This window comes from Kaistia algarum (assembly GCF_026343945.1).
Classification (GTDB): Bacteria; Pseudomonadota; Alphaproteobacteria; order Rhizobiales; family Kaistiaceae; genus Kaistia; species Kaistia algarum.
Genome location: NZ_JAPKNJ010000001.1, coordinates 1 through 26727, shown reverse-complemented (window position 1 = coordinate 26727; position 26727 = coordinate 1). Strand labels below are relative to the sequence as shown.

Annotated in this window: 22 protein-coding genes and 1 tRNA gene; 15 read left to right on the top strand and 8 right to left on the bottom strand. The window is 65.1% G+C overall.

Features of this window, described 5'->3' with window-relative positions:
- Window positions 1-8: 8 nt before the first annotated feature.
- Together purN and purM are read right to left on the bottom strand one after the other, a co-directional pair.
- Window positions 9-668 carry a phosphoribosylglycinamide formyltransferase gene (gene purN / locus OSH05_RS00115; protein ID WP_266351994.1) on the bottom strand — a complete coding sequence of 220 codons (660 nt, stop codon included), beginning with the start codon at window positions 666-668 and terminating at the stop codon, window positions 9-11.
- Entirely contained in the window at window positions 665-1738 is a 1074-nt protein-coding gene (gene purM / locus OSH05_RS00110) for a phosphoribosylformylglycinamidine cyclo-ligase (protein WP_104218263.1), read from the bottom strand. Before purM ends, purN begins: the two co-directional genes overlap by 4 nt.
- 181 nt (window positions 1739-1919) lie before the next feature.
- Between purM and OSH05_RS00105 the strand changes: the two genes are divergently transcribed.
- From OSH05_RS00105 to ppx, 4 genes are all read left to right on the top strand, one after another.
- Window positions 1920-3002, top strand: coding sequence for an AI-2E family transporter (locus OSH05_RS00105; RefSeq protein ID WP_104218262.1), 1083 nt, complete (start codon window positions 1920-1922; stop codon window positions 3000-3002).
- The gene (locus OSH05_RS00100; protein ID WP_104218261.1) at window positions 2995-3693 is read left to right on the top strand and encodes a P-loop NTPase family protein; all 699 of its coding nucleotides are present in this window, start codon (window positions 2995-2997) and stop codon (window positions 3691-3693) included. The genes OSH05_RS00105 and OSH05_RS00100 overlap by 8 nt, the downstream gene beginning before the upstream one ends.
- 92 nt (window positions 3694-3785) lie before the next feature.
- Window positions 3786-5981, top strand: coding sequence for an RNA degradosome polyphosphate kinase (locus OSH05_RS00095; protein ID WP_104218784.1), 2196 nt, complete (start codon window positions 3786-3788; stop codon window positions 5979-5981).
- 34 nt (window positions 5982-6015) lie between these two features.
- A complete protein-coding gene (ppx, locus tag OSH05_RS00090) occupies window positions 6016-7500 on the top strand; it encodes an exopolyphosphatase (protein ID WP_104218260.1) in 1485 nt (494 codons plus the stop codon).
- Window positions 7501-7542: 42 nt separating this feature from the next.
- On the opposite strand, the gene rnd is transcribed toward ppx, so the two are convergent.
- The gene (gene rnd, locus OSH05_RS00085; protein WP_104218259.1) at window positions 7543-8709 is read right to left on the bottom strand and encodes a ribonuclease D; all 1167 of its coding nucleotides are present in this window, start codon (window positions 8707-8709) and stop codon (window positions 7543-7545) included.
- Window positions 8710-9122: 413 nt separating this feature from the next.
- Here rnd and OSH05_RS00080 point away from each other — a divergent pair, with 413 nt between their 5' ends.
- Window positions 9123-9809, top strand: coding sequence for a Crp/Fnr family transcriptional regulator (locus OSH05_RS00080; RefSeq protein ID WP_165801525.1), 687 nt, complete (start codon window positions 9123-9125; stop codon window positions 9807-9809).
- A gap of 5 nt (window positions 9810-9814) precedes the next feature.
- On the opposite strand, the gene OSH05_RS00075 is transcribed toward OSH05_RS00080, so the two are convergent.
- The gene (locus OSH05_RS00075; RefSeq protein WP_104218257.1) at window positions 9815-11320 is read right to left on the bottom strand and encodes an FAD-binding oxidoreductase; all 1506 of its coding nucleotides are present in this window, start codon (window positions 11318-11320) and stop codon (window positions 9815-9817) included.
- Between the two features lie 232 nt (window positions 11321-11552).
- On the opposite strand from OSH05_RS00075, the gene aspS reads away from it, so the two are divergent.
- The 3 genes from aspS to OSH05_RS00060 all read left to right on the top strand — a co-directional run bounded on the left by aspS (window position 11553) and on the right by OSH05_RS00060 (window position 15020).
- Window positions 11553-13334 carry an aspartate--tRNA ligase gene (aspS, locus tag OSH05_RS00070; RefSeq protein ID WP_104218256.1) on the top strand — a complete coding sequence of 594 codons (1782 nt, stop codon included), beginning with the start codon at window positions 11553-11555 and terminating at the stop codon, window positions 13332-13334.
- Window positions 13335-13548: 214 nt separating this feature from the next.
- Window positions 13549-13625, top strand: a tRNA-Met gene (locus tag OSH05_RS00065).
- Window positions 13626-13739: 114 nt separating this feature from the next.
- A complete protein-coding gene (locus tag OSH05_RS00060; protein ID WP_104218255.1) occupies window positions 13740-15020 on the top strand; it encodes an NAD(P)/FAD-dependent oxidoreductase in 1281 nt (426 codons plus the stop codon).
- A 3-nt stretch (window positions 15021-15023) separates the two neighbouring features.
- On the opposite strand, the gene OSH05_RS00055 is transcribed toward OSH05_RS00060, so the two are convergent.
- Entirely contained in the window at window positions 15024-15794 is a 771-nt protein-coding gene (locus OSH05_RS00055) for an SDR family NAD(P)-dependent oxidoreductase (protein ID WP_104218254.1), read from the bottom strand.
- Between the two features lie 142 nt (window positions 15795-15936).
- On the opposite strand from OSH05_RS00055, the gene OSH05_RS00050 reads away from it, so the two are divergent.
- Window positions 15937-17184 carry a flavin-dependent oxidoreductase gene (locus tag OSH05_RS00050; protein WP_104218253.1) on the top strand — a complete coding sequence of 416 codons (1248 nt, stop codon included), beginning with the start codon at window positions 15937-15939 and terminating at the stop codon, window positions 17182-17184.
- Window positions 17185-17205: 21 nt separating this feature from the next.
- Here OSH05_RS00050 and maiA read toward each other — a convergent pair whose 3' ends face one another.
- Complete coding sequence (gene maiA, locus OSH05_RS00045; protein WP_104218252.1) at window positions 17206-17847, bottom strand: maleylacetoacetate isomerase; 642 nt, start codon at window positions 17845-17847, stop codon at window positions 17206-17208.
- Window positions 17847-18221: a hypothetical protein gene (locus tag OSH05_RS00040; RefSeq protein ID WP_104218251.1), complete on the bottom strand. Its 375-nt coding sequence runs from the start codon at window positions 18219-18221 to the stop codon at window positions 17847-17849. The genes maiA and OSH05_RS00040 overlap by 1 nt, the downstream gene beginning before the upstream one ends.
- 258 nt (window positions 18222-18479) lie before the next feature.
- Between OSH05_RS00040 and OSH05_RS00035 the strand changes: the two genes are divergently transcribed.
- The 6 genes from OSH05_RS00035 to OSH05_RS00010 all read left to right on the top strand — a co-directional run bounded on the left by OSH05_RS00035 (window position 18480) and on the right by OSH05_RS00010 (window position 25052).
- A complete protein-coding gene (locus OSH05_RS00035; RefSeq protein WP_207778719.1) occupies window positions 18480-19055 on the top strand; it encodes a MarR family winged helix-turn-helix transcriptional regulator in 576 nt (191 codons plus the stop codon).
- Window positions 19056-19579: 524 nt separating this feature from the next.
- Window positions 19580-21067: an ABC transporter substrate-binding protein gene (locus OSH05_RS00030; RefSeq protein ID WP_104218250.1), complete on the top strand. Its 1488-nt coding sequence runs from the start codon at window positions 19580-19582 to the stop codon at window positions 21065-21067.
- 33 nt (window positions 21068-21100) lie between these two features.
- Entirely contained in the window at window positions 21101-22021 is a 921-nt protein-coding gene (locus OSH05_RS00025) for an ABC transporter permease (RefSeq protein WP_104218249.1), read from the top strand.
- 4 nt (window positions 22022-22025) lie between these two features.
- Window positions 22026-23003 carry an ABC transporter permease gene (locus OSH05_RS00020; RefSeq protein WP_104218248.1) on the top strand — a complete coding sequence of 326 codons (978 nt, stop codon included), beginning with the start codon at window positions 22026-22028 and terminating at the stop codon, window positions 23001-23003.
- A 5-nt stretch (window positions 23004-23008) separates the two neighbouring features.
- Window positions 23009-24031 carry an ABC transporter ATP-binding protein gene (locus OSH05_RS00015; protein ID WP_165801524.1) on the top strand — a complete coding sequence of 341 codons (1023 nt, stop codon included), beginning with the start codon at window positions 23009-23011 and terminating at the stop codon, window positions 24029-24031.
- A gap of 7 nt (window positions 24032-24038) precedes the next feature.
- Complete coding sequence (locus tag OSH05_RS00010) at window positions 24039-25052, top strand: ABC transporter ATP-binding protein (RefSeq protein ID WP_104218781.1); 1014 nt, start codon at window positions 24039-24041, stop codon at window positions 25050-25052.
- A gap of 71 nt (window positions 25053-25123) precedes the next feature.
- Here OSH05_RS00010 and OSH05_RS00005 read toward each other — a convergent pair whose 3' ends face one another.
- Window positions 25124-26584, bottom strand: coding sequence for a gamma-glutamyltransferase family protein (locus OSH05_RS00005; protein ID WP_104218247.1), 1461 nt, complete (start codon window positions 26582-26584; stop codon window positions 25124-25126).
- Window positions 26585-26727: the final 143 nt, after the last annotated feature.

Sequence of the window (26727 nt, the reverse complement as noted above, 5' to 3'; positions counted from 1 at the left end):
CGAGAAATTTAACCCTCGAACTCCGGCGCCGCGACCATGCCGGAAAGGTCAACCGGCAGGGCGCCGTCGATCACGGCCCGTTCACCCTCGACGCGCAGCAGATTGCCGGCGAGCAGGGCCAGCGCCAGCGGGTAGATCCGGTGCTCGGCGCTCAGTATCCGTTTAGACAGGGTTTCTTCGGTGTCGTTCGGCGCGATCGGTACCGCCGCCTGGGCAATGATCGGGCCGGTGTCCATCTCGGGCCGCACGAAATGCACCGTGCAGCCGGCAAGCCGCATCCCCGCGTCGATGGCCCGCTGATGGGTGTGGAGACCGGGGAAAAGCGGCAGCAGCGACGGGTGGATGTTGATCATCCGGTTGCGCCAGCCTTCGACGAATCCCGGCGTCAGCAGGCGCATGAAGCCGGCCAGACAGACGATCTCGACCCCGGCCTCGCGCAGCCGCGCATCGACGGCCGCGTCGAAGCTGGCGCGGTCGGGATAGGCCTTGTGGTCGACAACGGCGGTCTGCAGCCCCGCCTCGCGGGCGCGATCGAGCCCGCCGGCATCGGGACGGTTGGAGAGAACCAGAGCGATGTCAGCGGGATAGTCCGGGTCGGCCGCGGCCTCGATCAGCGCCGACATGTTGCTGCCGCGCCCCGAGATGAGAATGCCGACCTTGCGTTTCACAGCGCCAGCGTCCCGGAGAAGACGACGCCCTCGCCCTCGCGGCGCACGAGGCTGCCGAGCCGCATCACACTCTCGCCCTCGGCGCTGAGGATCTCAGCCACAGCATCGGCGGCATCGGGCTCAACCACGACGATCATGCCGACGCCGCAATTGAACGTGCGCAGCATCTCGCGCGTTTCGACCCCGCCTTCGCGGGCCAGCCAGCCGAATACCGGCGGCGGCGTGACGGCGTCGAGATCGACGGCTGCGGCGAGGTGATCGGGCAGGACGCGCGGAATATTGTCGATGAAGCCGCCGCCGGTGATATGCGCCATCGCCTTGATCGCGCTCGTCTTTCGGATCGCGGCGAGCAGCGGCCTCACATAGATCCGCGTCGGCGCCAGCAAGGCGCGGCCGAGCGAGCGTTCCGCGTCGAACGGTGCCGGCGCCGCATAATCCGCTCCGGAGAGCTCGACGATACGGCGCACCAGCGAGAAGCCGTTGGAATGGACGCCCGACGAGCCGAGACCGAGCAGCACGTCACCCTCGGCAACATCGCCGCGCGGCAACAGCCCGGCGCGCTCGACGGCGCCGACGGCAAAGCCGGCGAGGTCATAGTCGCCTTCCTTGTAGAGCCCGGGCATTTCCGCGGTCTCGCCGCCGATCAGCGCGGCGCCCGCGAGGCGGCAGCCTTCCGCGATGCCGGCGACGACGATTGCCGCCTCGGCCGGGTCCAGCTTGCCGGTCGCGAAATAATCGAGGAAAAACAAGGGCTCGGCGCCCTGGACGATGAGGTCATTGACGCACATGGCGACCAGGTCGATGCCGACTGTATCGTGGATGCCGGTGTCGATCGCCACTTTCAGCTTGGTGCCGACCCCGTCATTGGCGGCGACGAGCAGCGGGTCGGTATAGCCAGCGGCCTTCAGGTCGAACAATCCGCCGAAGCCGCCGATCTCCGCATCGGCGCCCGGCCGGCGCGTTGCCTTCACCAGCGGCTTGATCATGTCCACGAGCCGGTTGCCAGCGTCGATGTCGACACCCGCATCGGCATAACGGAGGGCGTTCGGGGCGGGCGTCCTGTCGGTCATCGGGGCGTTCCGGTTTCGCTGGGGAGGGAGGATCATGCCGGGAGGGCCGGCGTCAACCGGAAATCGCCCTTGAGGCCGGAACCGGACCGGATTCCGCGACTTGACCGCCATCCGGCGCTGGTCCTATCTGAAAACAGGCCCGATGGGGGCCGCCGATTGAGACGCCAAGGAAAGCCGCGCCGTGAATTTGCAGCGACAGATCGGCTTCTGGCTCGGCACCGCGCTGATCTTTCTCCTTTTTCTCTTCGTTTTCCGGACGATTCTGCTGCCGTTCATCGCGGGCATGGCGGCTGCCTATGCGCTGGATCCGATCGCCGACTGGTTCGAGCGCCGCGGTCTCAGCCGCATGGCCGCCTCGCTGGTCATCCTCGTGATTTTCGTCCTGGTGCTGGTGGTCGGCTTCGTGGTGCTGGTGCCGATTCTCGCCAATCAGCTGGCGGCCTTCATCGAGAAGATCCCGACCTATGCCCAGCAACTGCAGCATTTCTTCACGTCGTTCCTGAACAATACGCGCTTCGGACAGCTGTTCAGCATCGATCAGGAGCAGCTGAAGGCCTCCATGGGCCAGATCATGAGCCAGGGCGCGAGCTGGCTCACGACGCTGCTACAATCGATCTGGAGCGGCGGTTCGGCCCTTATCGACATTATCTCGCTGCTGGTCGTGACGCCGGTCGTCGCCTTCTACCTGCTGGTCGACTGGGACCGGATGATCGCCCGCATCGATAGCTGGCTGCCGCGCGATCATGTCGAGACTGTCCGGATGATCGCCCGCGATATCGATTCGGCAGTCGCCGGCTTTGTTCGCGGTCAGGGCCTGCTTTGCATCATACTCGGCACCTTTTATGGCCTGTCCCTCGCCATACTCGGGCTGAATTTCGGGCTGCTGATCGGCTTTGGCGCCGGCATGCTCAGTTTTATTCCTTATGTCGGCTCGACGGTCGGGTTCGTCGTCGCGGTCGGCGTGGCCATCGTGCAGTTCTGGCCGGAATGGCCCTGGGTTGCGGTTACCGTTGGCATCTTCGTCACCGGGCAGTTCTTCGAGGGCAATATCTTGCAGCCGCGCCTCGTCGGGCGCAGCGTCGGCCTGCATCCGGTCTGGTTGATGTTCGGTCTCTTCGCCTTCGGCGTGTTGTTCGGCTTCATCGGCCTCCTGATCGCCGTCCCGGCGACCGCGGCGATCGCCGTCCTTATGCGGTTCATGTTGGCGCGCTACCTGACGAGCCCCATCTATCGTGGCAGGACCGCCATAGAAGACGATGAATAGCGCCACGCACCAGCTTGCCCTGAGCCTGCCGCATAGTCCTCAGATGACACGCGCCGACTTCCTGACCGGCGCTGCCAACGAGGCCGCGGCGACCCTGATCGACCGCTTTCCCCAGTGGCCGAACCACGTCGTGCTGCTCGTCGGACCGGCGGGGTCCGGCAAGACGCATCTCGCCCGGATATGGAAGGAAGCCAGCGCCGCGGCGGAGATCGAGGCGTCGACGCTGCATGAGGTGGACATTGACAGGCTTCTGGCGACGGGCCGCGTGCTCGTCGAGGGCCTCGACCGGGGCGGCGTCGATGAAGCGGCGCTGTTTCACCTGATCAACCGCGTCCGGGAACGGAGCGCCTTCCTGCTGATCACCAGCCGCGAGGCGCCATCGAGTCTTGGTCTGAAACTGCCCGACCTCGCCTCGCGCCTCCGCGCTGTCCTGCCCGTGGAGCTCAGCGCCCCCGACGACGATCTGTTGCAGCGCGTGCTGGTGAAACTGTTTTCCGACCGCCAGCTCGGCATCGATCCCAGCCTCGTACCCTATATTTCCCGGCGCATGGAGCGTTCCTTCGATGCGGCCAACCGCCTTGTGGCGGCGCTCGACGAGGCGGCGTTGGCGGCTGGCAGGCCGATCACGCGGCAGCTCGCCTCTCAGATTCTCGATCGCGACTTCGGGCTGGAACCCGAACTTCCACTCTAAACCGAGGTCCCTTCGCTTCGCCTTTGCCGAGCCATGACGAAACCGTCATATTGGCACGCTATAGGATGCCGGATTAGCGAGGAAAGAGAATGATGGACCAGACCAATCCGGACGCCAAAGCGGCTATCGCGGCTGTCAACGCCGCGCATGCTGAAGCCGAGCATCTGCGACACAGCCCGGAACGGTTCGTCAATCGGGAGATATCCTGGCTGCAATTCAATCGCCGCGTTCTGGAGGAATCCGGCAATGCGAACCACCCGTTGCTGGAGCGTCTCCGCTTCCTGTCGATCTCCGCCAATAATCTGGACGAGTTCTTCATGGTCCGCGTCGCCGGCTTGCGCGGCCAGCAGCTGGAGGGCGTCGGCCCGACCAGCGACGACGGCCTGACGCCGAGCGAGCAGCTGATCAAGATTTCCGAGGCGGTTTCCGTGCTCGCCAGCGACCAGCAGTCGCGCTGGGCCGAGCTTCGCGTCGAACTCGCCGGTGTCGGCATCGTTGCCTCGCACCTTGCCGATCTGACCGAGGCCGACAAGAGCTTCCTCGAAGCCTATTTCCTCGACTCGATTTTCCCGATCCTGACGCCGCTCGCCATCGATCCGGCGCATCCCTTTCCCTTCATCCCCAATCTCGGCTTCTCGCTCGCCCTCCAGCTCGTCCGGCCGGCGACGGGCGCCCGGATGACGGCGCTGCTGCGCATCCCGATGACGGTCGATCGCTTCATTCGCCTGCCGGATTCGGCTCCGGGCGTGGATCGTTTCATCAGCCTCGAGCATGTCGTCGCGCTGTTCACCCCGCGCCTCTTCCCCGGTTATTCGGTCGAGGGGCAGGGCGCCTTCCGAGTCATCCGCGACTCCGAGCTTGAAGTCGAGGAAGAGGCAGAGGACCTGGTCCGCTTCTTCGAGACCGCGCTGAAGCGTCGGCGTCGCGGCTCCGTGATCCGCCTTGAGATCGACAAGAACACGCCGGAATCGCTGCGCGGCTTTGTTGCCGGGGCCTTGGCGGTGCTGCCTGACGAGATCTTCCTCGTCGAGGGCATGCTGGCGCTGAACGATCTGTCGCAGCTCGTCGGCATTGATCGCCCCCACCTGAAATTCCCGGCCTATCAGGCCCGATTTCCCGAGCGCATTCGGGAGCATGGCGGCGATTGCTTCGCGGCGATCCGCCAGAAGGACCTGATCGTCCATCATCCGTATGAATCGTTCGATGCCGTCGTGCAGTATCTGCGCCAGGCGGCGCTTGATCCCGACGTCGTCGCTATCAAGCAGACGCTGTACCGCACCTCCAAGAACTCGCCGATCGTGCAGGCGCTTGCCGAGGCCGCTGAGGCCGGCAAATCCGTCACGGCGCTTGTCGAGCTCAAGGCGCGCTTCGACGAAGAGGCCAACATAAAATGGGCTCGCGATCTGGAGCGCGCCGGCGTGCAGGTCGTCTACGGCTTCATCGAGCTGAAGACCCATGCCAAGCTCTCGCTGGTCGTGCGCCGCGAGGGCGGGGCGCTCCGGAGCTACGTCCATATCGGCACGGGCAACTATCATCCGATCACGGCCCGGATCTATACCGATCTATCCTTCTTCTCGGATGATCCGATGATCGCCCGCGATGTGGCCCGCGTCTTCAACTACATCACCGGCTATGCCGAGCCGGTGGAAATGGAGACGCTGTCCACCTCGCCGCACTTCCTTCGGAAGCGAATCCTCGACTGCATCTATGCCGAGATCGAGCATGTGAAGGCAGGACGCCCCGGCGCCATCTGGATGAAGATGAATTCGCTGGTCGATCCGCAGATCATCGATGCGCTTTATGACGCCAGCCGGGCCGGCGTCGAAATTGACATCGTTGTGCGCGGTATCTGCTGTCTGCGCCCGGGCGTGCCAGGGCTTTCGGATCGGATCCGGGCCAAGTCGATCGTCGGCCGTTTCCTGGAGCACGCCCGTATTCTGTGTTTCGGCAACGGCCACGGCTTGCCCTCGCCGGAGGCGATTGTCTATATCGGCTCTGCGGACATGATGCCGCGCAATCTGGATCGCCGTGTCGAGGCGATGATCCCGATGCAGAATCCGACGGTGCACGAGCAGGTTCTGGACCAGATCATGGTCGCCAATCTGAAGGACAACCAGCAGAGCTGGGAAATCCTGCAAGACGGCTCTTCGCGGCGAATCGTGCCGCGGAAGGGAGAGCAGCCTTTCAACGCGCATCAGTACTTCATGACGAACCCGAGTCTTTCCGGACGTGGAAAATCTCTTAAGAACAGCTCGCCGCGCTCAATCGGGAACCGCGGCAAATCCTGACGCCGCCGCCTCTCCGGAACATGCGCCAGGCCGCATGAACGGCAGCGGCCCGGTTGCGATTATCGACATCGGGTCCAATTCGGTGCGGCTCGTCGTCTATGAGCGGCTCAGCCGTTCGCCGATGCCGTTGTTCAACGAGAAGGAACTCGCCGGTCTTGGTCGCGGCATCGCGACCACCGGCAGGCTGAACGACGACGCGGTGGCGGCCTCGCTCGCCGCGATCCGCCGTTTCATGGGCCTTTGCGAGCAGATGGGCGTGACGTCGCTGCATGTGCTCGCCACCGCCGCTTCGCGTGAGGCATCCAACGGTCCCGCGTTCCTGGAAGAGGTGGAGCGCATCACCGGAGTCGATGTTTCACTCCTCTCCGGGCGTGAGGAGGCCCGGCTTTCGGCGATGGGGGTGCTTTCCGGCATCCACAATCCTGACGGGATCGCCGGAGACCTAGGCGGCGGCAGTCTCGAGGTCGTCGACGTCGATGGCGATGAGATCGGCACCGGCGAGACCTTCCCGCTCGGCGGTCTGCGCCTGGAAGAGTCATCCGAGAAGACGTTGCGGAAGGCCGAGAAGATCGCCGCCGAGGCGCTCTCCTCGTCCAAGGTTCTTCCAAGCGGGCAGGGGCGACCCTTCTATGCCATCGGCGGCACATGGCGTTCGCTGGCGCGACTGCATATGCGCCAGAAGGCCTATCCGCTGCATATCATGCATCAATATGCGATCCCCGCCGACGAAGCGCTGGAGTTCTGCCGCATGGTGGCGCGGCGCGACGCCGAATCGCTCGATTCGATCGAGGCCGTCTCAAAGAGCCGGCGCGGCCTGCTGCCCTATGGTGCGATCGTGCTGGAGCAGGTGATCCGCGCCATGCGCCCGTCCGAGATCGTGCTCTCGGCGCTCGGCGTGCGCGAAGGTCTGCTCTACGACCTGCTGGACGCCGATGAGCGCGCCAGCGACCCGCTGATCGCCGCCTCGGCCGAACTCGCCTTGCTGCGTTCCCGCTCGCCCGGCCATGCCTATGAACTGGGAGCCTGGACGGCAGAGGCCATGGCGGCGCTCGGCCTAGACGAGACGGAGGAGGAGGTGCGCCTGCGCGTCGCCGCCTGCCTGCTCGCCGACATTGGCTGGCGGGGCCATCCGGATTACCGGGGCGAGCAGAGCCTCAATCTGATCGCGCACGGGGCTTTCGTCGGCATCGACCATCCCGGCCGCGCCTATCTCGCTCTGGCGAATTATTATCGCCACGAGGGGCTGGTCGACGAGCATCTGTCGTCGCGCATCCGCGAACTCGCCTCGACCCGGCTGATGGAGCGGGCGAGGGCGCTGGGTGCAGCACTGCGCGTTGCCTATCTGGTTTCCGGTGCCATGGCCGGCGTCATCCCGCGCACGCGCATCGAAGCACGCGGCGACCAGTTGACCCTGGTCTTGCCCCAGGACCGCGCCATGCTGGCCGGAACCCGCCTCGGCCGCCGCGTCGCGCAAATGGCCAAGCTCGGCGCCATGCGACCGGCCATCGTGGTGGAATAGACCCTCGGCCCGCGGCAAGGCCGCGAGCTTGATGGTGGAGGTTCAGGCCTCGCTGGTCGGCTCGCCGACCAGTACCACGCGCCGTCCGTCGAGCCGCATGGCGAGCTCGCCACGCTTCAACTTCAGCGCATTCTCGCCGAACAGTTCGCGGCGCCAGCCAGCGAGCGGCGCGACGTCGGCCTTGTCGTCATTGGCGATCGCCTCGAGTTCGTCGACCGTCGCGATGACCTTTGCCGCGACGCCGTGTTCCTCGCTCGTCATCTTGAGCAGGACCTTGAGCAGGTCAACGGCGGCGCCGTTGCCCTCGGAGGCGGGGCGGGTCTTCGGGACCTTTGGCAGCTTGTCCTTCGGCAGGCTGGACGCTCTCTGCACGATGGCGAGGATCTCCTCGCCGACGCGGGAGCGCTCGAAACCCTTCGGGATGCTGCGCAGGCGACCCAGCGCCTCGGCCGTCGCCGGGTGTTGCTCGGCGATCTCGTAGATCGCGTCGTCCTTGATCACCCGGCCGCGCGGCACGTCGCGGGCCTGCGCCTCGCGCTCGCGCCAGGCGGCCAGCTCCTGCAGGACGGCGAGTTGCAGCGGCTTCTTGATTCGAAGCTTGAGCCGCTTCCACACCTGCTCCGGGTCTACCTGATAGGTGTCGACTGATGTCAGCACCTTCATCTCTTCGCTGACCCAATCGGAACGGCTCTGCCGCTCGAGCTGGTCGCGCAACGCCTTGTAGACGTCGCGCAGATGCGTGACATCGGCGAGCGCATAGTCGATCTGGTGCTGCGTCAGCGGACGGTGGCTCCAATCGGTGAACCGCGACGTCTTGTCGATCGAGTGACCGGTAATGCGGCCGACCAGCTGATCGTAGCTGATCGAATCGCCGAAGCCGCAGACCATGGCGGCGACCTGGCTATCGAAGATCGGGTGCGGAAGGATGCCACCGAGGTGCCAGACGATCTCGATGTCCTGCCGGGCGGCATGGAACACCTTCAACACCGTCTCATCGGCCATCAATTGGAAGAACGGCGCCAGGTCGAGGCCCGGCGCTTCGGCGTCGACGATGACGGCCTCTTCCTCGCTGGCGATCTGGATGATGCACAGCTTCGGCCAGTAAGTCGTCTCTCGCATGAATTCGGTATCAACCGTGACGAACTCATGGCGGGCGAAGCGGGCGCAGGCGGCGGCGAGAGCTTCAGTGGAAGCAATAATATCGGACATATCGTTCTATTAGCGCAGCGCAAAACACTTGTCGCGGGTATCGCCATAAAAAGGAAAGCCCAGGCTCCGGCAAAGACGCGCAGAATTTCTCCTGAACGGTCTTCGGCTACGGGCCTGGGCAATCGGTATCCAGGCAAGGGGGGTGCGTCCGGACGCATCCGCCTGAGCCCGCCGGTCCGGAGTACATCCGTCCTGAACCAACGTTGGAGCGCTATCCTTTGTGTCGGAGCGCATCCTGCTCGTGCTTGGATAAGACCTAGATGGGGTGCCCCGGCGGCATTGCAAGGGGTCCGCGTCCGGGAATGCGCTGTGACGGTCATCATAGAGCGGTGGATCGCTTTCAGGCATTGGGACGGCCGCGAGGCGCCAAGGGGACAGGCCTCGATCACTTTCCACTTCTGCGGTATCCGACCATGTCTACCTTCGACCTCGTGGCGAACAGCCTCGTCCACGTCGCGGCGCTGCTTTCCGTCGCCGCCATGTTCTTCAAGAGCCAGTTGCTGCTGCGCGCCTTTCTCCTGGCCGGCACGCTGCTCAACGCCGTCTATTTCTTCGTCGTCCCGCCGGAGGTCCTCTGGGGTCCGGTGTTCTGGAGCATCGTCATGTTCGTCGTGAACGGCGCCATGATCGGCTTGCTCGTGCTCGACCGGACCATGTTCGGTCTCTCGGAAGACGAAGTCGGACTGTTCCGTACCTTCGGCATCTTCACGCCCGGCGAGTATCGCCGCCTGATGCGCCTCGCGAACTGGCGAGAAGCGGGGGAGGTCGAGAACCTCACGGTCAGGGGCGCCCCGGTCGAGCGGCTCTATTATGTGCTCTCGGGCGATGTCCGCGTTGCCAAGGCCCATTCCGTGTTTCCGGTTGCCGCCGGCACGTTCATCGGCGAGGTCGCCTTCCTGCGCGGGACCGCGGCTTCGGCGAGCGTGACCGTTTCGTCCGGTTCACGCTTCGTCGCGTGGGATAGGAAGGCGCTGATGGCACTGGTCGAGAAGCGTCCCGCGATCGGTATCGCGCTTGGTTCGCTGCTGAACGCCGATCTCGCCGGCAAGGTCGCCGCCGATTCGGGCCAGCCCGCGACAGGGGCTCTCGCGCTCGCCTGAGGCCTTCAGAGCGATTGCGGATGGCGGAAGAGATTGGTCGGGTCGACAGCCGCCTTGATCGCCATCAACCGGTCGAGATTGGCGCCGAAATAGCGCGTGCGCCAGTCGACCAGCGAGGCGTCCGCGAAGTTCTGGAACGCTCCCTGTCCGCCATACTCACCGACCATCGCGTAGAAATCGTCCTGCCAAGCCACGGCACGCCGGGTGATATCCGGCCTCGCATTGTCATCCTCGCTCCAGTTGGCCCCCACCACGGCGAGCCAGTGACTGGAGCGATGGACAAAGGCGGTCTCGTCGGGAGCGATCTCATTGATCCGCCCGCCCGTCTGGAAGAAGAACAAATCGCCGTGCGCGCCGGTGCCCGGCCAATGGCGCAGCCGGTCGAAGGCCGCTTCCAGGAAGGCGTCGTCTGGTGATGCCGGCAGGAAAGTCGAGCGCTCGCGGAACCAGGCCGGCGCTCCCGGCTCCATCAGGAACTCCTGCGCCTCCCAATAGCCGCCCTCCCGGATGTCACTGAAGTCCGGGGGGCCGGCATCGAGCACGGGCTTCAGAATCGCCATCAGCCCGTCACGGTCGCCGATGAACTGGCCGATCATCGTCACCGAAACCTGCCGGCCCTTGCCCGATTGAGCTGGCGTCACGCCGCCGAGGGATATCCGCGAGGCAAACCCGTTCGGGGCCATCTCCGCCGCGTGGAACAGTGCCTTCGCTACCTCCAGCGTCTTGTCTCGCCAGACCATACGGAAGGCGGTCAATTGTTCGTCGACCGGCTGTGTGCGGAGAGTGAACGACGTGCTGACCCCGAAATTTCCGCCGCCGCCGCCACGCACCGCCCAGAACAGATCGGCGTCCTGCTCCGCCGAGAGGCGTCGAAGGGCGCCGTCTGCGGTGACGATCTCCGCCTCGGTCATCAGATCGCTGCAGACACCGAACCGACGCATATTGAACCCGACGCCGCCGCCCAACAGGAATCCGGCGATTCCGACTGTCGGACAGCGGCCATGCGTGACAATCCGGCCGACCTGGCGCTGCGCGGCGAAGAGCTCCCGGTTCGTCGCACCGGCCTCGACGCGCACCAGACCGCTTCGAGGATCATATTGTATGGCCCGCATCGGCGACATGTCGATCACGAGGCCATGGCTGGTCGAGAACCCGGAATAGGAGTGGCCGCCGCCGCGGACCACGAACGGCATGTCGTAGTCGCGGCACCAGCTCAGCACGTCGGCGACCATCTGCGCCGAGGAGCAGGGCGCGATGGCTTCGGGGCGGATGTGGCGGAAGCGCAGATTGTTGGGCAGAGCCGCCTGACTGTAGTCTGCGTCGCCTGGTCGAAGCAGCGCCCCCTTGGTGACGCGGCGCAAGCTCTCCCAACGGTCCGGCGGTGGCCCCAAGGGCGCCGACGCGGCCGATCCTTCGTCCTCCGCGAAGGTCGGGCGGATCACGCTGGCGCTCGCCAGGGCGGCACCCCCGACCAACAGCCCCCGGCGGCTGAGCTTCTTGAAACCAGACATGACTTCCCCCGAATCCCGGTGTCCTGCGATGGATGGATCGACGCTATCGTCTGGCCAAACCCATTCTCCAGGCAAGCCCGGAAAGGTGGAACGCGTATCGTTCGGCTGTCGATCGCAACGGGTGGCATGACCGCGACCGTTGCTTGACAAGAAAAGCCGTGCATGCGCTTCTCCGCGCGCGACGAAGCCCTTCGCCGCGGCCGAAACAAGCCTATTCCGCGGATTTAAGACCATGCATCGCTACCGGACGCACACCTGCGGAGCTCTCCGCGAGACCAATGCGGGCGAGACCGTCCGCCTGTCAGGATGGGTGCATCGCGTCCGAGATCATGGCGGCCTGCTCTTCGTCGATCTGCGTGACCATTACGGCATGACGCAGGTCGTCGCCGACCCCGATTCGCCGGCCTTCCGTTCGGCGGAACTGCTGCGCTCCGAATGGTGCATCAAGGTCGACGGCGTCGTGAAGAAGCGCACGCCCGAGACAATCAACGCCAACCTCGCCACCGGCGCGATCGAACTCTTCGCCGAGGGAATCGAGGTGCTGGGTGCCGCGCGGGAGCTCCCGCTGCCGGTCTTCGGCGAGCCGGATTATCCCGAGGATGTGCGCCTCAAATATCGCTTCCTCGATCTGCGCCGCGAGAGCCTGCACGCCAATATCGTCAAGCGCACCAAGATCATCCGCTCGATGCGCGAGCGCATGGAAGATATCGGCTTCACCGAATATACGACGCCGATCCTGACGGCCTCCTCGCCGGAAGGCGCACGCGACTTCCTGGTCCCGAGCCGCATCCACCCCGGCAAGTTCTACGCGCTGCCGCAGGCGCCCCAGCAGTTCAAGCAGCTGTTGATGGTGGCCGGCTTCGACCGCTATTTCCAGATCGCGCCCTGCTTCCGCGACGAGGATCCGCGCGCCGATCGCCTGCCAGGCGAATTCTACCAGCTAGATCTCGAAATGAGCTTCGTCACCCAGGAAGACGTCTGGGACACGATGGAGCCGGTCCTGCGCGGCATCTTCGAGGAATTCGCGAACGGCAAGCCGGTGACGCAGAAATTTCGCCGCATCCCCTATGATACCGCGATCCGCACCTATGGCTCCGACAAGCCGGACCTGCGCAACCCGATCGAAATGCAGGCGGTTACGACCCATTTCGCCGGCTCGGGCTTCAAGGTGTTCGCGCGCATGATCGAGGCCGATCCGAAGGCCGAAGTCTGGGCTATCCCGGCCAAGGGCGGCGGTTCGCGCGCCTTCTGCGACCGCATGAATAGCTGGGCGCAGCAGCAAGGCCAGCCGGGGCTCGGCTATATTTTCTGGCGTTCCGAGAACGACGTGCTCGAAGGCGCCGGCCCGGTCGCCAAGAACATCGGCGAAGAGCGCACGGATGCGATCCGGACCCAACTCGGTCTTGGCGAGGGCGACGCCGTCTTCTTCGTCGCCGGCGATCCGAAGAAGTTCTACAAATTCGCCGGCGAGGCGAGGACGCGCGTCGGCACCGATCTGAACCTCGTCGATACCGAGCGCTTCGAGCTGTGTTGGATCGTCGATTTCCCGTTCTATGAATGGGACGAGGAGACGAAGACGCTCGATTTCGCCCATAATCCCTTCTCCATGCCGCAGGGCGGCATCGAGGCGCTGGAGCATCAGGATCCGCTGACGATCAAGGCGTTCCAGTATGACGCCGTCTGCAACGGCTTCGAAATCGCCTCCGGCTCGATCCGCAACCAGTTGCCCGAGACCATGGTCAAGGCATTCGAGTTGGTCGGCCGCTCCAAGGAAGAGGTCGAGGAGAAGTTCGGCGGCCTCTATCGCGCCTTCCAATATGGCGCGCCGCCGCATGGCGGCATGGCGGCCGGCGTCGACCGCGTCGTGATGCTGCTCTGCGGGGCGGAAAATCTGCGCGAAATCACGCTGTTCCCGATGAACCAGCAGGCACAGGACCTCCTGATGGGCGCACCGAGCGACGCGACGGTGAAGCAACTGCGTGAACTGCATATCCGCCTGAACCTGCCGAACTGAGAGGCGGAGCCGGCAGTTTCCGGCTCCCCCTTCATCCAGCGCCGAGACGACCGGCGAGACAGCATGACGGTCGCGCGCGATCCGCCTGGCGGCATTCTTTTACCGGCTAATCGCGCGACGCCCTGTGGATGAAATGAAAATCTCTCCTTTAGGGCTTCTCAAACCGGGGTCGGGCCTCTATATCACCACTGCGCGACGACGACATCGCGCTTGCCGCGGGGTGGAGCAGCCCGGCAGCTCGTCAGGCTCATAACCTGAAGGTCACAGGTTCAAATCCTGTCCCCGCAACCAAAAAACCCTCGCAAGGCTTCGGCCTTTGCGGGGGTTTTTCTTTTTGTGGGTCGTGCGAGGATTGCCCGTAGCCCGAGCCCCCACATCGTCGGTGGCTGGTGCGGCGACGCAGCAATGGGGTTCGTTTCCGTGGAAGCGCTGGGTGGCAGTCAGGATGGCGACGTCGTCATCGTCGGGGCCGGCATTGTCGGGCTCGCCTCGGCGCTGCATCTGCAGGACCGCGGCTTTCGCGTCGTGGTCTTCGATCCAGGCGACCCGCGCGGCCGGGCCTCTTTTGGCAATGCCGGCGTCCTGAGCCGCAATTCGATCTTTCCGGTGGCGGGTCCGGGAATCCGCCGACGCCTCGCTCGGTACGGCCTTGGCCGCGATGTCGCGGTGCGTTTGCGGTTTGGTTCGCTGCCCCGTCTTCTCCCCTGGGTCCGGCGCTTCATCGCGGCGGCCGACGAGGCGCATTGGCGCGAGAGCGCCCATCTCCTTGATTCGCTGGTCGCGCGGGCCTTCGAGAGCCATGCCGAACTCGCCGGCCGGGTCGGCGCCCGCCATCTCATCCGCGCCAATGGCTGGCTGCGGCTCTACCGCGACAGGGCCTCGCTCGACGCCTCGGCGCTGGAGCGCTCGGTCCTCGCCGAGCACCATGTGCGGGCGGACGTCCTTTCCGCGGAGGAGATCCGGCAGTTGGAGCCGGGCCTCGCGCGGCGCTTCAGTCATGGGCTGTTCTTTGCCGATAGTGGCTCGGTCGAAAGCCCAGGTGAATTGGTCGATTTCTATGCCCGCGCCGTTGCCGAGCGTGGCGGCCGGTTCGTGACGGAGCCGGTCCAGCGCATTGAGGCAGGCGAGGGCGCCCTTTCGGTCCATGGCGCCGGCACGACGGTCCGTGCCCGCTTCGTCGTGTTGGCGGCTGGCGCAAGGGCGGCCGACTTGGCTCGGCCACTCGGCTATCGCTTCCCGCTCGCCGCCGAGCGCGGTTATCACCGTCATTTTGCGCTGGCCGATGGGGCCTCGCTGAACCGGCCGATCCACGATGCCGCAGGCGGCTATGTGTTGTCGCCGATGGCGGGGGCGGTTCGGCTGCTGACCGGGGTCGAACTGGCCTTGCCCGACGACCCGCCCGATCACCGCCAGATCGAGCGGGTGACGGCCGACGCCCGTCGCACGATTGCGTTGTCGGACCCGATCGAGCCGGAGCCGTGGATGGGCAGCAGGCCCTCGACGCCCGATGGCCGGCCGATCATCGGCCGGTCCAGCCGCCACCCCGGCCTGATCTTCGCCTTCGGTCACGGCCATATCGGATTCGCCAACGGCCCCTTCACGGGCCGCATCGTCGCCGATCTGATCGCCGGCTCGCCGCCGCCGATCGATATCGAAGGCTTCAGTCCACGACGTTTCGGCGGCTGACCGTCAGGGCAGGGTGAGGCCGCCATTGACGTGGAGGGTCTGGCCCGTGATCTGCCGGGCGCCGGGGGAAAGTAGGAAGGCGATCGTCGCCGCGATATCGGACGGGTCGGTCAGGCGGTCGGTCGGCGTGACCGAGACCGCCGTCTTCAGCGAATCAGGCGTCGCGGCGAGATGGCCGCCACCCTGCTTGCGCGTGAAGCCCGGAACGACGGCATTGGCCGTGGCGCCCGTCGGCGCCAATTGCCAGGCGAGCGCCTTGACCAGCGCTTCGAGCGCCGCCTTGGCGGCCGAGGTTGCCGGGAAGAGCAGCCCGGCCGTGCCGAAGATGTGAGCGACGAACGAGCTGACGGCGACGACGCGGCCCTGTGCCGAGGTCTCCAGATCTGGCAGGGCGGCGTTGACGAGGCGAAGGAACGCCACGGGCATCGTGTCGAATGCAGTGACCAGTTCTTCCGGCGTCAGATCGCCAAAGCGCGAGCGCTTGGCCTGTCCGGCATTCGAGACGATCTGGTCGACGCGCCCGAAGCGGCTACGGGCCGTGGCGACGAGGCCGGGTGGGACCTCGGGGTCGCCGAGATCACCCAGATGGGTCGCGACGCCGGCCCCGAGTTCGGTGCAGGCTGCCGCGACAGCAGCGAGCCCGGCCTCATTCTTGCGTGTGTGGAGGACCAGCGCCGTTCGGGACGCGGCCAGCCGCCTCGCGGTCTCCGCGCCGATGCCGCTTGCGGCGCCGGTGATGATCACGACACGATCGAAGGCCTCGGGCACGCGCATTTCTCCTCTGGATGGGTTGAATATGGCAATGCTAGCGCGAGATCAGCAAAACGGGATACAAAATTCCGTCAGTATACCCCCCTTTTTCTTGACAGGGTCGCCGGCCGGTCGGTTACTGTCCTCCTGAGCGAAGGAGCAGGTCATGGACGTCATCATTGTCGGCGCCGGAATCGGCGGTCTCACCCTTGCCTTGATGTTGCATCGGCGGGGGATTTCGGCCCGGGTCTATGAGAGCGCCTCCGAGATCCGTCCGATCGGGGTCGGCATCAGCGTCCTGCCGCATGCGAGCCGGGAATTGTGCGAACTCGGGCTGCGGGAGGCCTTGGCTGCGGTCGCCGTTACGGCGCAGGAATCCTGCTTCTTCAACCGTTTCGGGCAGTTCATCTACAAGGAGCCGGTCGGGACATTCGCCGGTTATGAATGGCCGCAGTTCCAGATCCATCGCGGCGATCTGCAGCAGATCCTCTATCGCACCTTCATCGCCGAGGCCGGCGCTGACCGCGTGATCACTGGCCGCCGCTGCGTCCGGGTCGATCAGGGCAACGGCGTGGCGAGCGCCGTCTTTGCGATCGGCGGACGCGATGACGATACCGAGACGGTCGAGGGTCTCGCCGTGATCGGGGCTGACGGCATTCATTCGCAGATCCGCCGGCAACTCCATCCAGGCGATGGCGGCCCGATCTATTCCGGCGTCAATATGTGGCGCGGCGTCACGCGCTGGAAGCCCTATCTGACGGGGGCAAGCTATGTCCGTGCCGGATGGCTGACGCATGGCAAGATGGTCATCTATCCGATCCGCAACAACATCGATTCAGATGGCGACCAGCTGATCAACTGGGTGGCCGAGGTCGAGACGCCGGATCACGACCGCCAGGATTGGAACAAGCAGGGGCGGCTCGAGGACTTCATCTCCTATTTCGACGACTGGCATTTCGATTTCCTCGATGTGCCGGCGATGATCCGCGCCGCGGATTCGATCCTCGAATATCCGATGGTCGACAAGGATCCGCTGGACCGCTGGAGCTTCTGCCGGATCACGCTGCTGGGAGATGCCGCGCATCCGATGTATCCGCGCGGCTCGAACGGTGCTGGCCAGGCGATCCTCGATGCGCGCGCGCTCGCCGATGCGCTCGCCGAGAATGCCGACGCGGAAACAGCGCTGAAGCTCTATGAGGACAAACGCCTCGCCGCCACGGCGCAAGTTGTGCGCACCAACCGCACGACGCCGCCGGACGCAATCCTGCGCGAGGTCTATCTGCGCAGCGGCGACAAGCCCTTCGACCGGATCGAGGAAATCATCTCGGCCGAGGAACTGGCGGCGATTACCAACAGCTACAAGAAGGTCGCCGGTTACGACAAGCAGAGCCTGGAGGCGAAGCGCGTCGCCTGACGTCAGGCGACGGAAGGGCGCTCAGAATGCGTCGGCCTGCGTCTGCGGCGCGACGGCCTGCACCGCCGGCAGCGCCGCAATGCGATCCGCGATCGCGATCGTCATGGGAAAGGCCGAGAGGTCGCAGTTGAAGCGGCGGGCATTGGCCACCTGCGGCACGAGGCAGATGTCGGCGATGCTGAGTCTATCGCCGAGGCAATAGATGCCGTGCCTCCCTTCGAAGGCCAAGGTAGCCTCGAACGAGCGGAAGCCCTCGTCGACCCAGTGCCGATACCATTCATTGGTGTCGTCTTCGCTGAAGTCCCAGCGCGACTTCAGCCATTTGAGCACACGGATATTGTTCAGCGGATGCATGTCGCAGCCGATGATCTGCGCGAGGCGTCGCACATAGGCACGCTCAGCCGGATCCCGAGGCACGATCGGCGGCTCGGGATAGATCTCATCGAGATATTCGAGAATGGTGAGGCTCTGCGCGATCACATGCTCGCCGTCGACGAGGGTCGGCACCAGCCCCTGCGGGTTGACGCCCATATAATCGGCGGAGCGATGCTCCATCTTGGGCAGGCTCACATAGCGCGGCTCCCAGTCGAGCCCCTTTACCGCGAGCGCTATGCGCACGCGGTAGGAGGTCGAGGACCGGAAGAATGTGTATAGCGCCCGCATCAGGCGGAGGCGGCTGCCGCGTTGAGGATCTCGTCGGGTGTCGAGGAGACGACCTCGACATATTTTGGGACGAATTTGCGCCCTTCGATCAGCCCGACGAAGGCCGGCTTGATCTCTTCCGCCAGGATCTTGCGGATCTTGGCATGCTCGACGATGTCGGACCATTCGGCGATCAGGAAGAAGCGCTGCGGATTTTCGGTGTCGCGGCAGAGCACGCCGTCCTTCACCTGCGCCGAGGATTTGTGCATCGGGTTGCCGTCCGAATAATCGAACTCTTCGAAAAGCTTGATGAATTCCTCTTCGCGGCCGGCCTCCACGATGAAATCGTAGATGTGGAGGAAGTTGCCTTTCGTGGCGAGAGGTTCCTGAGCCATGACGTTGCTCCTCGATCAGAACGGGCACAAAGCTGGGATGAACATGTCCGGAAGGTAGCGATGGGGAAGCCGGCCATCCGATAATCGTCAGTATACATCCTTTCTTATCGTCGACAATGCGCTGTGACGGAGGCTGGCTGATGAAATCGAGCGACGGCGTCAATCGTCCTGCTGTAGCGACGGACTTCTCGGTCTATCCTGCCATTCGGCTGAGATGGCCTTGCCGAACGCGGCTCGGCGGCGGGAGAGGAAAATCGATTGACGGGACCAAAATCCAAGACGGCACAGGATCGGGCGGCACAGGCGTCGCCGGCGCAAGGGGAGCCGAACCCTAACCCTGTCCTGAGGGCGCTCGCCGACCGGCTGCCGCTTTGGAGGCGGCCGGGCTATCTGCTGCGCCGGCTGCATCAGATCCACTATGCTCTGTTCTATGAGGAATGCGCCGAGTTCAGTATCACACCGGTGCAATATGGGCTGCTGACCATACTCTCGACCAATCCCGACACGGATCAGGTCACGCTCGCCAACGCCCTCGGCATCGACCGGACCAATGTTGCCGATGTCCTGGCCCGGCTTGAGCAGCGCGGTTTCGTCGAGCGGACTCGGAGCGAGGCCGACCGCCGCATGGTGCTGGCACGCCTTACCCGAAATGGCGAGGAACTTGTCGAGCGGATGCATCCGGCGATGGCGCGGGCACAGGAGCGCCTGCTTGAGACACTCGATGAGGAAGAACGGAAGGGTTTTGTCGCGACGGTGATCCGGCTTGTCGAAGCGAATAATCGCTACGGCAGAGCACAGCTTGGTGCTTCCAAGATGGACCACACGAGAGAATGATATCTCGGGCGACCGGCCGACCCGCGCGGTGGGGCAGTTCAACAGCAGCGGGACCGAAATCCCGATAGGGCAAGGGAACGTAGCCGGGGAATGCCGCGATCCATTGGGATTTAGAATGCAGTATACAATTGCCGTTGCACAGCCCCTTTTTTCATCATGAGCACGGGTCAGGCCTAGACGTTCCGTCTTGTCTTTAAAGCGCTATCCTGGCAGGTGCGGCTCCGTGTCCAGAAACGCGGCAGACGCTGCAAATATCTGCGCCAGCCCAAGCTCTTAGATGTTGCCCGGTTCGCGTCTTGCTGCATTGTTGCGGGATTGCGCCCGCCGGTTTCAACGCCGTCTCGGCCGGTTGCCGGCGTGCCGCGCCGGGCGGAACGCCTTGATCCAGATCAATGCGCTGTATACTGACGACTTGACTCGGATTTGGAGAATGTCCAATCTGCCGTTCCGGGGAATGCCGACGATCCGCCAATTGGTGCAGCGCAGGGCTGCGCTACAACCCTTGCCTTGGGGCAAAGGAGCGGATGATGACAATAAAAACATTGCTTTCCAGAGTGGCACTCGTGGCCATCATGGCGTGGCCCGCTGCGGGCGTTGTGCAGGCGTCCGAGATAACCGTCGCAGTCGGTTCCGAGGCCTCGACGCTCGATCCGCAAAAGCGCGATGACGGCGGCGAGCGTGCCATCAACGACAATATCTACGAGACGCTGATGGCGCGCAGCGCGTCCGGCGAGCTCGTGCCAGGTCTCGCCGCGGCGGCGCCGACCCAGGTCGATGCCACGACATGGGAGTTCAAGCTCCGTCCGGACATCAAGTTCACCAATGGCGAGCCCTTCAATTCCGACGCGGTCGTCGTCTCGGTGACGCGCATCATCGACCCGGCCTTCGCCTCCGAGCAGATGTCCTATTTCGGCACCATCACCGGCGCCGAGAAGGTCGATGACCTTACCGTCCGCATCAAGACCTCCGGCCCGGATCCCATCCTTCCGTCCCGCATGTACTGGATGAAGATGGTCCCGGCGAAATATTCCAGCGATCCGAAGTTCATCTCCGAGCCCGCCGGCACCGGACCGTACAAGCTCGCCGCCTGGACCCGCGGCCAGGAAGTCGTGCTCGAAAAGAATCCCGACTATTGGGGCGATGCGCCGTCGATCGACACTGTACATTTCCGGTTCATCGGTGAGTCCGGCACGCGCATGGCCGGCCTGATGGCAGGCGAACTCGACGTCATCACCAATCTCCTCCCGGAATTCGTCGCCGGCGTGCCGAAATCCGCCGCCGTGCAGGGCGTCGAGACCTCCGTCATCATCCTGTCGACGGAGAACGACGTCACGAAGGATGAGCGCGTCCGCAAGGCGATGAACATTGCCATCGATCGCAAGGCGCTCGCAGACAGCCTCTTCGGCGGCTACGCGATCCCGACCAAGGGACAGCTCGTCAATCCGCGGGCCTTCGGCTTCAACGAGACGCTCGAAGCCTACCCCTATGATCCGGAGCAGGCCAAGGCGCTGATCAAGGAAGCCGGCGCCGAGGGCAAGACCGTCGTGCTGGTCGGCGAGGCCGGCCGCTGGCTCAAGGACCGCGAGCTGATCGAGGCGGTCGGCTCCTACTGGGAGACGGCGGGGCTGAAGGTTGACTACCGGATCGAGGAGTTCGGCGAATATCTGAACCAGCTCTTCGACAAGAACCATCGGCCCGATGGCGTCTTCGTCGTGAACTCGAACGAGTTGCTCGACGCGGATCGCGAAACCAGCTTCGCCTATCAGGCTGGCGGAACCGCGACCTCCAATAAGGACGAGGAGATGGCGGAGTGGGTCAAGCAGGCACGCGTCGAGACGGACGTCGCCAAGCGCAAGGCGCTCTACGCTCAGATCACCAAGAAGGCGAATGAGCACTACTACCTGGTCCCACTCCTCAACATGCAGGACATCTATGGCTTCTCCCAGCGCCTGGAGTGGGCGCCCCGGGTCGATGCGAAGCTGCTCGTCAAGGAGATGAAGGTCACCGAGTAATCGGCGGCCTGTCTCTCAGGGAAAGGGTCCGGCATGGGCAAATTCATCTTGAGGCGGATCTTCCAGGGCTTTCTCGTCGTCCTGGGCGTGACGCTCGTCGTGTTCGTGGCGACGCGCCTCGTCGGAGATCCGGCCAAGGTCATGTTGCCCCTGTCGGCGACGGACCAGCAGCGGGCGGCCTTCGAGCAGAAGTTCGGGCTCGACAAGCCGCTCGCCGAGCAGTTCGTCACCTTCGTCGAGGGTCTGGCGACCCTCGACTTCGGCGAGAGCATGTGGCAACGCCGGCCCGCCCTCGATGTGGTGGCCGGCCGCCTGCCCAAGACGCTGCAACTGATCGCGGTTGGTCTTGGCCTCGCTTTGGTGCTGGCGCTGCCACTGGGAGCGCTCGCTGCCATACGCCCCGGAGGATTTGCCGATCGGCTTACCGTCTTTGGCGGGCTGTTCGGCTTGTCCCTGCCGCAATTCTGGCTCGGCCTGCTGCTGATCATGGTCTTTGCCGTGACCTTCCGGCTGCTGCCGACTTCCGGCTATGGCAGCTGGGCTCATTTCATCCTGCCTGCGGTCACGCTGGCCATCCCGGCCACGGCACGGCTGATGATGCTGGTCCGCTCGTCGGTGATCGACGAACTGAACCAGCAATATGTCCGCACCGCGCGGGCCAAGGGCCTGTCCTTCCGGCAGGTGCTGTTCGGCCATGCACTCCGCAACGCGATGGTGCCCTTCATCACGCTCGCCGGTTGGGAACTGATCAGCGCGCTCGCCGGCTACACCGTCGTCGTCGAGACGGTCTTCGCCTGGCCCGGGCTCGGCCTGACCGCGATGCAGGCGATCAAGCACAGTGATCTCTTCCTGCTTCAGGCGATCGTCTTCACCGTGGCGATCTGCATCGTCGTCGTGAACATCGTGCTCGACGTGGCCTACAAGCTCATCGACCCTCGTATCAAATTGGCCTGACAGAATGGCAACCCCTGCAATCGTTCCGGCTGCCCCCGCCGCCAGGCTTCGGTCCGGCACGCTTCGCGCGCTGGCGTCGGAGCTCTGGCATGACAAGTCCGGCCTTTTCGGCTTCGCGGTCATCGTGCTGCTGATCCTCATGGCCATTTTCGGGGCATGGATTGCCCCCTATGATCCGGCCGCGCAATCGGTCGCGGCGCGGCTGAAGCCGCCGGCCTGGCTGCCCAAGGGCAGCATGGAGCATCTTCTCGGAACGGATCATCTGGGCCGCGACGTCCTGTCCCGCGTCATCACCGGCGCTCGGACGTCGCTCCTCGTTGGTGTTTCCGTCGTGCTGCTGGCTGGATCTTTCGGCGTTCTCGTCGGACTCTTCGCCGGTTTCAGGGGAGGGCGGACTGACGCGCTCCTGATGCGGATCGTCGACATCCAGGTAGCGTTTCCCGGCCTTCTCATGATCCTGCTGATCGTCTCGGTGGTCGGCCCGGGCATGACAACCATGATCGTCGTCCTCGCCGTGACCAACTGGATGATCTATGCGCGGGTCGTGCGCAGCATCGTGCTCTCGGTCCGGCAGACGCCCTATGTCGAAGCGGCCGAAGTGATCGGATGCCGGCCGGGCCGCGTCATCTTCCGGCATATCCTGCCGAACCTGACCTCGCCGCTGCTGACCCTCGCCATCCTCGAATTCACCAATATCGTGCTGGCCGAGGCCGCCATGTCGTTTCTCGGCCTCGGCGTGCAGCCCCCGGCGACGAGCTGGGGCCTCGATGTCGCGAACGGCAAGGACTACATCTTCGTCGCCTGGTGGTTGATCACGTTTCCGGGGATGGCGATCTCGCTGACCGTCCTTTCGATCAACCTCTTCGCCAACTGGCTCCGCGTTACCACCGACCCGCAGGAGCGCGAGAAGCGCTTTGCCCGCGCCAAGGCGGCAGAGCGCCGCCGCGCCGGCCCGTCGGCGGTCGCGCCGGTGGAGGCATGACGGGCATGGATGTCATCAGCGAAATGCCGCTGCTCGAGGTCGAGCGGCTTCATGTGGAATTCGACACCCGTGCCGGTACGGTTCACGGCCTGCGCGGCGTGGACCTGTCGATCCGGCGGGGCGAGACGCTGGCGATCGTCGGCGAGTCGGGCTCGGGCAAGAGCGTCACGGCCCAGGCCGTGATGGGCCTTGTCGACGTTCCGGGCCGCATCGTCAGCGGCGACATAAGATGGAAGGGCCAGTCGCTGCTGTCGGGCGGCGGCCTGAAGCTCGCCCGGGAAATCCGCGGCAAGGATGTCTCGCTCATCTTCCAGGACCCGATGACGTCGCTGAACCCGTTGCTCACGGTCGGTGCCCAGATCGCCGAAGTGTTGCAGCGCCATCTTGGCATGACCAAGTCGCAGGCGCGCACCCGCGTGCTCGAACTCCTCGAGGCGGTCGGCATCCCGGCTCCGCCGCGCCGCGCCGACCAATATCCGCACGAACTCTCTGGCGGCATGCGCCAGCGCATCATGATCGCCATGGCGATCGCCTGCGAGCCGCAGCTCCTCATCGCCGACGAGCCGACCACGGCGCTGGACGTGACGATCCAGGCGCAGGTGCTGGAACTTCTCGCCGGCCTGCAGGAAACGCTGAACCTGTCGGTCATCCTGATCACGCATGACCTCGGCGTCGTCGCCGGGCTCTGCCGCCGCGTCGCGGTCATGTATGCCGGGCGGATCGTCGAGACGGGGCTTGCCGACGACCTCTTCGAACGTCCGGCGCATCCCTATACGCAGGGCCTGATCCGCTCGACGCCGCGGCTCGACGACCGGATGACGCGGCTGATCGCCATCGAGGGCGCTCCGCCAAGCCTGATCTCGCCGCCGGCCGGTTGCTCCTTCCGCCCGCGTTGCCCGATCGCCGATGCGCGCTGCGAAAAGTCGCCCCCGCTCGCGCCGGTCCATGCAGGAGCCTCGGCTGCCTGCTGGAAGCCTTCCGTCCCTGCCTGGCAGGATCGCGCCACACTTGAAGCCGTTCCCAGCTGAGGTCCGCATGTCAGCCGCACTTTCAAAGGCGCCGCTCGCGCGCCCCGACCTCGAGCCAATCCTCTCCGTGCGCAGCATGACGGTGGAATATGAGGCCAGCCGCAGCGGGCTCTGGTCGAAACCGCGCAAGGTTCAGGCGCTGCGCGATGTTTCCTTCGACATAAGGCCGGGGGAGACACTCGGGCTCGTTGGCGAATCCGGGTCCGGCAAGACGACGATCGGCCGTGCCGTCCTGCGCCGCATCGACCTCTCGGATGGGCGCATCTTCTTCAAGGGGCGCGACATCACCAATGTGCGCGGCGAGGAACTCAGAAAGCTGCGCCGCCATATGCAGTTGGTCTTCCAGGATCCCTTTGCGAGCCTCAATCCGCGCATGCGCGTGCTCGACATCGTCGCCGAGCCGTTGATCGTCTTTGGCCTTGTCCGGAATACCGACGAGGCGCGCGACCAGATCGGCGAATTGATGCGCCTGGTCGGCCTGCCGCGCGACGCCCAGGATCGTTTCCCGCACGCCTTCTCCGGCGGCCAGCGCCAGCGCATCGGCATCGCCCGGGCCCTCGCCCTCAAGCCGGACCTGATCGTGGCCGACGAACCCGTCTCGGCGCTGGACGTCTCGGTCCGAGCCCAGGTGGTCAACCTCCTGCAGGACCTGCAGAAGGAACTGGGCATCGCCTATCTCTTCATCGCGCACGACCTCTCCGTCGTCCGCCACATCTCGCACCGCGTGGCGATCCTGCATTCGGGCCGGCTGGTCGAGATTGCCGATCGCGACACCCTCTACGAGACGCCGCTGCATCCCTATACCGAGGCCCTCCTGTCCTCCGTGCCGGTGCCGGATCCCCGCACGCAGCGCCTGCGCAAGCGCCTCGTCTATCGCGGCGATATTCCCGACGTGGCGCATTGGCCAAGCGGCTGCCATTTCCACGCCCGCTGTCCGCTGGCGACGGAGCGCTGCTCGCTGCAGGTGCCGCTCCTGGTCAACAAGGGCGACGATCACAAGGTCGCCTGCTGGCACCGCTGAATGAGGTCATGCAAGGCGCGATGCCGGCCGCGCGGGCAGGGCAGGGCGGCACCAGGCCTCGCCAAACCACATCAGGCCCCGCGCGCAGTTCCGTCCTTGCGCTTGTCGGAAGCGCCGCGAAGCGAGCCGTCGCTCGCCCGGACGACGATCTGCGCGCCGCCGAAATCGCTGCGACCGGCGATCTCGCCCCCCGTCGGCTCGCGATAGCCCGCGTCCTGAAACGCCCGGACAAGCGCATCCGGGGTACCCGGTTCGATCGCGAGTTCGTCTTTCCCTTCCAGTCGCCAGCGCGGCGCGTCGAGTGCCGCCTGGAGCGGCTCGCCCCAGGCGGCAATCCGCAGCAGGAGCTGGACATGGCCCTGGGGCTGCATGGCGCCGCCGACCACCCCCAAGCCAGCGTGGAAGCGCCCGTCCTTCAGGGCCGCGGCTGGAATGACCGTGTGATAGGGCCGCTTTCCCGGTGCTGGGCCATTGATGTGGCCAGGTTCGGCAAAGCCGGAACCGCGATTTTGCAGGACGAAGCCGCAGCCGGGGACGCCGATCCCCGAGCCGAAGCGCTTGAAGATGCTGGACATCAGCGTCACCGCCAGCCCGTCTTGATCGACGACGACAGTGCAGACGGTGTTGCCAGCCGGATCGGCCACCGTCTTGCGGGCCGTCGCGAGGCCTTGGCCCATGGCCGCGACGGCCTCGATCATGGTTCGTGGGTCGCCGGGATCGAGCGCAAGCGGTTCCAGCGCGGCGAGGGCCTCGAGCACAGCCAGCCCGTGGGTGTTGGGCGGGCACTCCAGAATGTCGAGACCACGAAAGCGGGTGGAAAGCGGAATATCGAAATGACCCGCGTGCCCGTCGAAATCGGCGGCCTTGAGCGCGCCGCCATGGAGGATAGCCGCCTTTTCCGCCGCCTCTGCCGGCAGGCCACGATAATAGGCGTCTGGACCCTTCGTGGCGATCGCCGCCAGGAGATCGGCGAGTTCCGGGTTGGCGAAGATATCGCCGGCCTGCGGGACCTTGCCGGCCCGATAGAGCGCCGCCGCCACCGGGTCTCGGGCAATGACGCCTTCGAAGATCGTCCATTCGCGGGCGCAGATCGGAGCCACCGCGAAGCCACGGCGCGCAAGCGCTATCGCCGGCGCCAGCAACTGCGCCATGTCGAGGCGGCCGAAACGGGCATGGAGGTCGAACCAGCCGCGAACCGCGCCCGGCACCGTCAGCGACAACGGATGGCGGTCGGGAATGCGCCGGCCGGGCAGCGCCGCGACCCGTTCGGCGTCGAGGCCCCTCGGCGCGCGGCCGGTACCGTTATAGGTGAGCGCCGCGCCGTCCGGCGGAACGATCATGGCCAGCAGATCGCCGCCGATCCCGGTCGCCATCGGTTCGACGACGCCAAGAATCGCATCGGCGGCGATGGCCGCATCGATGGCGCTGCCGCCTTGCTGAAGGATCTGGAGCGCCGTCTCGGCGGCGAAAGGATGGCCGCTCGCCACCATGATCGCGTCGCCGCGCGCACCGTGAGGGGGAAGCAGGGTCATGATGTCATGGGATCCGTCAAGCGGTATGCAATTAGGAGGTTGTTACCGCATATTGTGGAGCGGCGGAAGCGCTTCGGGTTGTTGCAGCGGCTGATGTCTCGCGCGCTGTCGGCCGCGCTCGTTCAAGCCGTGCGCCGCACGGC